The sequence below is a fragment of the Vallitalea longa genome (genome assembly GCF_027923465.1).
GTDB classification, from domain to species: Bacteria; Bacillota; Clostridia; order Lachnospirales; family Vallitaleaceae; genus Vallitalea; species Vallitalea longa.
The window spans coordinates 185347-195948 of the sequence record NZ_BRLB01000009.1; the positions used below are offsets into that span (position 1 = coordinate 185347).

At 29.1% G+C, this 10602-nt stretch carries 8 protein-coding genes and 2 tRNA genes; 9 read left to right on the forward strand and 1 reads right to left on the reverse strand.

All coding sequences use genetic code 11. The features are described from left to right. Window positions 1–61 precede the first annotated feature (61 nt). From QMG30_RS14920 to tsaD, 6 genes are all read left to right on the forward strand, one after another. On the forward strand, window positions 62–2407 hold the full coding sequence (locus QMG30_RS14920) for an ATP-binding protein (RefSeq protein ID WP_281816706.1): 2346 nt from the start codon (window positions 62–64) through the stop codon (window positions 2405–2407). 474 nt (window positions 2408–2881) lie between these two features. After that, window positions 2882–4873: a transketolase gene (gene tkt, locus QMG30_RS14925; RefSeq protein WP_281816709.1), complete on the forward strand. Its 1992-nt coding sequence runs from the start codon at window positions 2882–2884 to the stop codon at window positions 4871–4873. A 247-nt stretch (window positions 4874–5120) separates the two neighbouring features. Then, window positions 5121–5363: a hypothetical protein gene (locus tag QMG30_RS14930; protein ID WP_281816712.1), complete on the forward strand. Its 243-nt coding sequence runs from the start codon at window positions 5121–5123 to the stop codon at window positions 5361–5363. A gap of 186 nt (window positions 5364–5549) precedes the next feature. Further along, window positions 5550–6458 carry a ribonuclease Z gene (locus QMG30_RS14935; RefSeq protein ID WP_281816714.1) on the forward strand — a complete coding sequence of 303 codons (909 nt, stop codon included), beginning with the start codon at window positions 5550–5552 and terminating at the stop codon, window positions 6456–6458. Window positions 6459–6579: 121 nt separating this feature from the next. Beyond that, window positions 6580–7158: a DUF6715 family protein gene (locus QMG30_RS14940; protein ID WP_281816715.1), complete on the forward strand. Its 579-nt coding sequence runs from the start codon at window positions 6580–6582 to the stop codon at window positions 7156–7158. Then, window positions 7159–8181 carry a tRNA (adenosine(37)-N6)-threonylcarbamoyltransferase complex transferase subunit TsaD gene (tsaD, locus tag QMG30_RS14945; protein WP_281816716.1) on the forward strand — a complete coding sequence of 341 codons (1023 nt, stop codon included), beginning with the start codon at window positions 7159–7161 and terminating at the stop codon, window positions 8179–8181. Window positions 8182–8417: 236 nt separating this feature from the next. On the opposite strand, the gene QMG30_RS14950 is transcribed toward tsaD, so the two are convergent. After that, window positions 8418–8927: a ferritin gene (locus tag QMG30_RS14950; protein ID WP_281816718.1), complete on the reverse strand. Its 510-nt coding sequence runs from the start codon at window positions 8925–8927 to the stop codon at window positions 8418–8420. Window positions 8928–9193: 266 nt separating this feature from the next. Between QMG30_RS14950 and ispD the strand changes: the two genes are divergently transcribed. The 3 genes from ispD (at window position 9194) to QMG30_RS14965 (ending at window position 10395) form a co-directional block, all read left to right on the forward strand. After that, entirely contained in the window at window positions 9194–9889 is a 696-nt protein-coding gene (ispD, locus tag QMG30_RS14955) for a 2-C-methyl-D-erythritol 4-phosphate cytidylyltransferase (RefSeq protein WP_281816720.1), read from the forward strand. Between the two features lie 252 nt (window positions 9890–10141). Continuing rightward, window positions 10142–10227: transfer RNA gene (locus QMG30_RS14960), tRNA-Ser, on the forward strand. Between the two features lie 80 nt (window positions 10228–10307). Next, a tRNA-Ser gene (locus tag QMG30_RS14965) sits at window positions 10308–10395 on the forward strand. Window positions 10396–10602: the final 207 nt, after the last annotated feature.

Genomic DNA, 10602 nt, shown 5'->3' on the forward strand with positions numbered 1-10602 from the left:
AATGTATAAGATAAAGTATATGAAACTTTAAAGGGCAAAGGGTATAGGGAGGAGCTGCTTAATGAAGGAATTGTATGAACTTTCCCATGAAGATTTAGATTTGAAGTCAATTATCATAGAAGAATCAGATAATGACAAAGATGAAGAAGATATATTTGTTGGGAATGGCAGAGTAAGCGAAATACTTGATTTTGGTCTTAAGCTAAATGGATCTGGCTATAATATATACTTATCAGCTGAAGAAGGATTAAACACTGTAGAATTTCTAAAAAAATTTCTAAAAGACAAGAGTAAAAAGAACAATCCTCCTGATGATTGGTGTTATGTGTATAACTTCAAAAATGAAGATAAACCAAGAGTTCTGCGACTATGTTGTGGTAAAGGGAAGAAATTCAAAAAGAATGTAGAAAATTGTGTAAAAGATATAATACTACAATCTAACATTAAATTGAATAGTGCAGAATTTAAAAAGGTTGAGACTTGCCTAAAAGATGAGTTTTTATCTAAAGGTGAAACTAAATTAGAAGAATTGAAAGATGATGCTAAAAAGCTTGGATTTTCTACTAATATAACAGATAAAGGCATCTTTTTTATTCCCATAATAGACGGGAAAAAAATTAGCGAAGAGAAATACGATGATCTAACAGTTGAAGAACAAGAAATAATATTAGAGAATCTAAATATCATGGAAAACAAATCAGAAGATATAATGAAGCAAGTAAAAAGATTAAAAAAAATATCTGAGGCGAAAGTAACCAAATTACAAAATAAAATTTTAAAAATAATTATTGATGATGCATTTAAAAGAGCAGAAAAAGATTTTGAAAACAATAAAAAAGTAATAGCATATATAAAAGAGCTAAAAGATCATTTATTCTTGGACATAAAAAATATATTATCTGAAGATGATAGCAGTACATTAAAATCCTTACTGAATGATGACGAGGATGATAATCTGGAAAAGTATAAAGTTAATCTTTTCATCGACAATTCCAATGCTAAAACATCTCCAATCATTTATTGTGATAATCCATCTTATTACGAAATGTTTGGTAAAATAGAATACGAAAATGAATTAGGTATCTATACCACTAATTATACTATGATAAAAAAAGGAGTACTTCATAATGCCAATAGCGGTTATTTAATCATTAATGCAGAAAACATATTAAATAGTGCTTTAACTTGGAGTACATTAAAAAAAGTTATAATAAATAGAAAATTGGTTTTTGAGAATATTAGAGAACAACTTGGTTCACTTCCAATAAAAACGATAAAACCAGAGCCTATTCCTATGGATTTAAAGGTAATTTTAATTGGAAATGAACGTATTTACAGCTTATTGTATGCTTATGATAATGAGTTTAAAGAATTATTTAAATTACATGTACAGCTTAATACGGAAGTTGATAAAAACAAAAAAATAATAAGTAAATACTATCATTTTTTTGATGATATATGTGATAGAAAAAAATATAGAATGCTTACTAAAGATGGAAAAAACGAACTATTAAAATATGCATCATACATTGCAGAAGACAGAAACAAATTAACAACCAAATTTTCTGTATTATTAAATTTGATAGAAGAAGCTGATTTGTGTGCAGCACGTTCTAATGTAAATGTAATAAACGCCAATGTTATTAAAGAAGCATATATCAAGAAAAACAATAGAGCGGCTTTATTGAAAGAAAACATAAAAGACTTATACGAAAAAGATAAAATAATAATTGATTATGGGGAAAAGAAAATAGGGCAAATAAATGGAGTAGCATTAAGTGATTATAGTGAAAGTACAGTTGCAAGAATAATTCGAATTACTGCTGTAACCTATATGGGTAAATTAGGTGTTATCAATATTGAAAAAGAAAATAAACTCAGTGGAAATATATTTGACAAAAGCATTGGTATATTAGCAGGCTATATAGGAAATAAGTATTCTCAAGATTTTCCATTAATGTTAAATTGCCAGATTTGTTTTGAGCAGGTCTATAATATTATTGATGGAGATAGTGCTTCTTGTGCAGAACTATATGCTATTTTATCTAGTTTGTCAGAAATACCATTTGATCAAAGTATAGTTATAACAGGTTCGGTAGACCAGTTTGGTAATGTTCAACCAGTCGGAGGAGTTACACATAAAATAAGAGGATGCTATGAACTTCTTAAAACTAAAGGGTTAACAGGTAAACAAGGAATAATTGTTCCAAAACAGAATATAGATGAAATAATACTAGAAGATGATATATTAAAAGACGTTAAAGAAGGTAATTTCCATATATATGCCATTGATAATATTAAACAAGGCATAGAAATATTTACTGACGTGACCATGGATCAAATAGATAAGGCGATAATAAAAAAATTAAAAACATATTATGAAAAATTGAATTTGCTTAAAGGGTAAAGTTTGCTGATTTGTTGAATAATAAAAACAAGTATTATATAAGGATAGAGAATATGCTATCCTTTTATAATATGATGAAATCACTTATAATATTAAAAATATAATTATACGATAAGAATAATTTATATATGTAAAAAACATTCATATTGTAGATGTATTATTTATTAGACAAAAAAACATTTTTAATTATATATAAATAAATATATTGGATATGAAAAAATTTGATCATTACTACTTGCTATTATTTTGAAATATGTTAAAATGCATATGTAAAGAGTATCTTTTATTAAATAAGGTATAAATATCAATTCTATGAACAAATTAAATATATACATTTCTAAATGCCTAAAAATATATTTTTAAGATAGCATAATAATGCAGTCTTAAAATTAATATAATTAGATCACTAAATATTAGAATTTACTTATTAAAAAAGTAACCTAAGATTACTATTATAAGGAGGAATAATTCAAGATGAGAAACATTGAGACAACTACGATTAATACTATTAGAATTTTATCTGCTGAAGGTATTCAAAAGGCAAAATCTGGACACCCGGGATTACCAATGGGAGCAGCCCCTATGGCTTATGAATTATGGGCTAATCATATGAAACATAACCCAAGTGATCCTAATTGGATTAATAGAGATAGATTTATATTATCTGCCGGACATGGTTCCATGTTATTATACTCATTATTACATTTATTTGGATATGGTCTTACAATTGAAGATTTAAAAGAATTTAGACAATGGGGAAGTAAAACTCCTGGACATCCAGAATATGGACATACAGTAGGTATAGATACAACAACAGGACCATTAGGAGCAGGATTCGCTACTGGTATTGGTATGGCAATGGCAGAAGCCAATTTAGCTGCAAAATTCAATAGAGATGGATATAATATTGTGGATCATTACACATATGCTATAGCAGGTGATGGATGTATGATGGAAGGTATTACATCAGAAGCAGCTTCTTTAGCAGGAACATTGAAATTAGGTAAGTTCATCGCGTTTTATGATTCTAATAAAATAACTATCGAAGGTAGTACAGATATAGCATTTACAGAAGATGTAGGAAAAAGATATGAAGCATATGGATGGCAAGTAATAAGAGTGGAAGACGGAAACGATATAGATTCCATAGGAAAAGCTATCGAAGAAGCTAAATCTGATTTGAAACATCCATCACTTATAATAGTTAAAACACAAATAGGATATGGATGTCCTGCAAAACAAGGGAAATCATCAGCACATGGTGAACCTTTGGGTGAAGAAAACTTAATTGAAACCAAGAAAAATCTAGGTTTCTCAACAGATAAAGATTTCTATGTATCAGAAGAAGTATATGACCATATGAAAACTTTACAAGAAAAAGGTAAAGAACAGCAAGAAAAATGGAATAAGTTATTTGAAGAATACGCTGCTAAATATAGCGATTTAGCAAAAGAGTGGGAAGTATGGACAAGCGAAGAACTTCCTGTAGATTTATTGAATAACGAAGAATATTGGACATTTGATAAAAAGCCAGCTGCTACAAGAGCGATTTCTGGTCAAGTAATAAACAAACTTACTAAGTATATTCCTAATTTATTTGGTGGAGCGGCAGACCTTGCGCCTTCAACAAAAACTTATATGAATGGAAAAGGTGATTTTTCAGCAGAAGATTATTCAGGTATGAATCTACACTTCGGTGTACGTGAATTAGCAATGTCAGCAATGGCAAATGGGATTGCATTACATGGTGCGCACAAACCATTTATAGCTACATTCTTTGTGTTTAGTGATTATATTAAACCTAGTGTGAGATTATCAGCTCTTATGAAACTTCCTGTAACATTTGTATTAACACATGATAGTATTGGTGTAGGAGAAGATGGACCAACTCATCAACCTATAGAACAATTAGCAGCACTTAGAAGTATGCCTAATGTGGTTACATTTAGACCAGCTGATCCTAGAGAAACAGCGGCAGCTTGGTATTTTGCTATAACATCAAAAGAAGTACCAACAGCTATTGTATTAACTAGACAAAATGTACCTTATTACGAAGAATCTGAGAAAAAAGCTTTAAAAGGCGGCTATGTTTTAGTTGATTCTGACAAGGAAACACCTGATATGATATTGATGGCAAGTGGTTCAGAAGTTGAATTCATCTACGAAGCTGCTAAAAAACTTAAACAAGATAATATAGATGTAAGAGTTGTAAGTATGCCTTCAATGGATGTTTTTGATTTACAATCAGAAGAATATAAAGAAAGTGTACTTCCAAATAGTGTGAGAAAGAGAGTAGCTATAGAAGCTGCAGCAACATTCGGATGGCATAAATATGTAGGTCTTGATGGAGAAGTTATCGGACTTGATCATTTTGGAGCTTCGGCACCAGGAGCTAAAGTATTTAAAGAATTTGGAATAACAACTGAAAATGTGTATGAAGTTGCAAAAAAAGTATACAATAAATAGTATAAAAGAAATTGTGGGTATAAGAAGCAATCTAGCATCTTCAACATTGAAGAAATTACCTATATACAGATTAACATAAGGACGTTATAATTATAATAAACATTATTAGTATATACCTAATACAGAGAATTTCATAATCACTTTTTTATCCTATAGGAAAATCTATTAATATAGTATATATCCTAGCCTTTAATTATGGATTTCTCTTCATATTAAACATTAAAGACACCTAGTGAGGGGATAAAAAATGGAAAAATTTGAAAAGAAGATAATTGAAAATAATGTCCTATCAGAAGTATACTGCAATAGATGTGGCAAATTGATCTATAGTGATAGTTTGAAACAGAAAGTTGATTATATAAAGGTTATTAAAGAATGGGGTTATTTTTCTAATAAAGATATGGAAACCCATAGTTTTGAATTATGTGAAGAATGTTATGATAGTTTAATAAAAACTTTTAAATTTCAACCAACCATATCAAAAAAATAATATATAAGTACAATTCATAATGGAATTTTTATGTGGTAAATATATATATTTGACTTAAATAAAATAAAAAAGGATGCAGATGATGCATTCTTTTTTTGGTAATACTATTAGATAGCTTACATATTTAATATGGTTATAAACTATATTTTGTGTTACAATAAGAAAAAATAAGGAAGAGGATGAAATATGCTAGATGTATGTTTGCTAGGTACAGGTGGAATGATGCCTTTGCCAAATAGATGGTTAACTTCTCTTATGACAAGATACAATGGAAGTAATTTGTTAATTGATTGTGGTGAAGGAACTCAAATAACTATACGACAACAAGGTTGGAGTTTTAAATCTATAGATATTATATGTTTTACTCATTACCATGGAGATCATATAGGTGGATTACCTGGATTATTACTAACCATTGGTAATTCTGATAGAAAAGAACCAATTACTTTAATAGGACCCAAAGGTCTTGAAAGAATCGTTAAGGGGTTACGGGTAATAGCTCCTGAATTACCTTTTGAATTAAAATTTATAGAGATAAAAGATGAATATTCATGTTTTAACATAAAAGGTTATGAAATAGAGGCTTATAAACTTAACCATAATGTTATTTGTTACGGTTATAATATCAATATTAAACGTCAGGGAAAATTTTTAGTTGAAAAAGCTAAAGAACTAGACTTGCCTATGAAATATTGGAATATTCTTCAAAAAGGAGAAAATGTCATACACGATGGAAAAGAATATGACCCAAGCTCAGTACTTGGACCACCTAGAAAAGGTATTAAACTAACTTATTGTACTGATTCTAGGCCAGTAAAAAATATTGAGACATATGCTAGAAATGCTGATCTTTTCATATGCGAAGGTATGTATGGAGATGAAGAAAAAGTAAATAAAGCAAATGAATATAAACACATGACATTTGAAGAAGCTGCTACTTTAGCTGTAAAAGCTAAGGTTAATGAATTATGGTTGACACATTTTAGTCCATCATTGGTTAGACCAAAAGATTCATTACAGGTTGCTACCAAAATATTTAAGAACTCTAAGGTTGGAAAAGATAGAATGGCTAAAACATTAAAGTTTGATGAATAGTATAATACTATTTATTAAAAATTCGATATATAATATATAAGTAAGTTATATATAGGTTCTAAACAATATAATGTAGATGTATATTTTATATTAAAAAAAGGACATTAATGGAGTGGTGAATATGAGAAAATTTATTGCAGTTCTTATTCTGATGATTTTAGGTATATTATTGTTTGTTACATTTTCTAATAAAACAAGCCAAGATAGATTTGATAAGAGCTTGCTATCGAATTCAGATAGATTATTAAAAAATCTAGAAGAAGATTATGATAATACGGTAAATAAATTAAGTGATTTACAGAAGGCTCCAGAACAAGTTCTAGAATTGAATAATGAAATAATGCAGAAATTATATAGTGATGATGTTGATGACGCAGAAATAGATTTATTAATTAACTTTCAACGCAAACTATATGATGATGAATTATTAGCTAACAACCCAATTGAGACACATTTAGAAAAGATAAAAGAAGAAATAAAGAATTATAAAGAAAACGGAACTAAAATAATAGGTTATGATACTCAAAAAAATGATGACAATAAGATAGACGATATGTTTTTTATTAAAGTAGTATATTATCTTAATAATGTTGGACCAAAAGGTGAGATATACGAAGAATATTTATTAGTTAAAGATCAAGAACTTTGGAAAATTAAAGGATGGCAAAAAACAGAAGAATTTATTGTAGTAGGTGATTAAATGAATAAAGACGTAATGATAATGGCTATAGAATCATCTTGTGATGAAACGTCGGTAGCTATTGTAAAGAATGGAAAACATATTTTGTCCAATATTATATCCTCTCAAATAGATTTACACAAGAAATTTGGAGGAGTTGTTCCCGAAATAGCTTCAAGAAAGCATATAGAAAATATAGATCCTGTAATAACTGAAGCATTAGAAGAAGCCAATGTGGCAATAAAAGATGTAGATGCAATTGCAGTTACATATGGACCAGGACTAGTAGGTGCTTTACTAGTGGGATTGGCAGAAGCTAAAGCTATAGCATTCGCTTCTAAAAAACCTTTAATAGGAATTCATCATATAGAAGGACACATAAGTGCTAATTATATAGAAGGGGATTTTAAGCCACCTTTTATTTGCATGGTAGTATCCGGAGGACATACACACTTAGTACATGTTAGAGATTATGGTAAATACGAAATATTAGGTAAGACAAGAGATGATGCAGCAGGTGAAGCATTTGATAAAGTAGCTAGAGCAATTGGGTTAGGATACCCGGGAGGACCTAAGATCGATAAAATAGCTAAACAAGGGAATGAGGATGCAATAGATTTCCCTAGATCATATTTAGATAATGGTTCATATGATTTTAGTTTTAGTGGTGTAAAATCAGCAGTTCTTAATTATATAAATCAATGTAGAATGAAAGAACAAGAAATAAACGTTCCTGACATAGCTGCTAGTTTTCAAAATTCAGTAGTAGAAGTAATCGTTAATAAAACAATAAAGGCTGCCAAAGAATTGAAGCTCAATAAAGTTGCATTAGCTGGTGGAGTAGCAGCTAACAGTAAACTTAGAGAAGAGATGGAAATAGCCTGCAAAAAGGAAAAAATTACATTACACTATCCATCACCTGTCTATTGTACAGATAATGCTGCTATGATAGGTGTAGCGGCGTATTATGAGTATATAAATGGTGTAAGGCATGACATGGATCTGAATGCAATTCCTAATTTGAAATTAAGTGATAGATTCTAAGCAATTAAAGGTTGATTTATCAAATGGATGAATTATGAATCAGTCTATTTGTTAGTCACAATGAAATCCATGTATTTATAAATAAAAGTATAATTATTATTTTTGCTTATCTTAAATAATAATTATACTTTTTTATTTTGTAAAAGTCCTATTTTTAAGCATAAAATGTGTTTTCATATACGCTATTAATAGTATCATATAGTTGCTTTTAGTGCTTGGATGATGTAAACTATTGGCTATACGTTAGTAGGAGGCGTAAAGACTCTCTGTGCCATCTCAGAATCTATAGAATAAATTATAGAAACATCACCATTCGCTCTATTTAATTTTTGTAATATACCTTTAACAGTTGCTTCTTCTTCAACTTGCTCATCAATAAACCATTTTAAAAAACTTATAGTGGCATGCTCTCTTTCTTCCATAGCTATATCCATTAATTTATAGATACGACTGGTTACAAATTTTTCATGTTCCAAAGTTTTTGAATATACATTTTTAATATCAATATAGTTATTTGGTGGTGTCTCGATTCCTTTAATTTCAACTTTAGCATCCATCTCATTTACAAAATCAAAAAATTTCATTGCGTGAAATTTTTCTTCTTCAGCTTGTACTACAAAAAAATTAGCAAAACCATCTAGATCTATTGAATAGCAATACGAAGCCATTGCAAGATAAAGATGTGAAGAATAAAATTCATAACTAATCTGGTCATTTATCTCTTTTAATAATTTCTCACTTAACATAATTAATCCTCCTATTTCAATATTTGATTTGGTATATTTAATTATAATAGTATAAATGTTAATGATTTTGATATTCTAGCTTTTAATTTAGTATATAATAGTTTAAAATAAAATATACGATAACATTAATTAATAAAACTTACATAATAATCTATTACTAAAGAATTAATATGTAATATAGTAGAATATCTATAAAATCATCATTAGTATTAATTATAAAACGATAATACTTATTAGTCAATAATAATTATTGGAGGAATAAAATTATGGATAACATTAAATGCACAGTAATAATACCTGCAGCAGGTAAAGGTAAAAGAATGAATACTAAAAAATCAAAACAGTATATAGAATTATTAGATAAACCTATCTTAGCATATACAATCGATGCTTTTGAAAAATGTGATAAAATAGACAATATCATATTAGTAGTAGGTAAAAATGAAATTGAATACGTTAGAAAGGAAATAGTAGAAAAATATAATTTTAATAAAGTTATAGAAATAATTGAAGGTGGAAAAGAAAGACAAGATTCAGTATATGAGGGAATAAAAAGTTTATCTTCTAATACTGATGTAGTCTTAATACATGATGGGGCTAGGCCTTTTATAGAAACTGAACTAATTGAGAAAGCTATTATTAATGCATATGAATATGGTGCTTGTGTGGTAGGAGTAAGGGTGAAGGATACAATTAAAGTGTCTGATGGTGATAACAATATTATAGATACTCCAAACAGAAATACACTTTGGTCTATTCAAACTCCTCAAGCTTTTAAAAAAGATTTAATCACAATGGTTTATGGAAGAGGTATAAATGATAAATATAATGCAACTGATGATTCAATGTTGGTTGAAAAGTATTCAGATATAAAAGTTAAAATAGTTGAAGGTGCATATTCTAATATCAAAATAACAACAAGTGAAGATTTGATTATAGCAAAAAGCTTTTTGAATTTATGATAGTAACTGCCATAAACCCTTTAAATATAAGGGGTTGAAGGTTTACTTGAAATAAATGGATTTATCAGAATATAAAAATAATAACCTTTTGTATTGACACCTAAAATAATATATGATATCATACCGCTTGTCGTTAAATACTGACGGCAAATTAGTTAAAAAAACAACTCGAAAAAAGTTGTAAAAAAGGCTTGACACATTGGCTAAGATGTGATAAATTATTAAAGCACTCGATAATGAGTTGCTAAGTACGGAGAGGTGTCCGAGTGGTTTAAGGAGCTGGTCTTGAAAACCAGTGACTCCGAAAGGGGCCGTGGGTTCGAATCCCACCTTCTCCGCTTCAATAATCTTAACCACAAAATAGTGGTTTTAATTATTGTTAAAATGCAAATAATCGCGAAGTGTTTATCAACGGCTTGGAGAAGTACCCAAGCGGCTGAAGGGGCTCCCCTGGAAAGGGAGTAGGTCGTTAACGCGGCGCGAGGGTTCAAATCCCTCCTTCTCCGTTTGATAAAAATGGAAAAAAAGTTGTTGACAAGCATTAAAAAATATGATAAAATATTTTTCGCTAACGCATTAGAAAACAAACAAAGAACCTTGAAAACTGAACAGTGAAACAACCAAAAACTTAGTAAAAGTTTTACCCAAGAAATTCCTTAGTAAATTAATGGATAAAGACGATAGTCTATAAAATATAAGCCAGAGCAATCTGG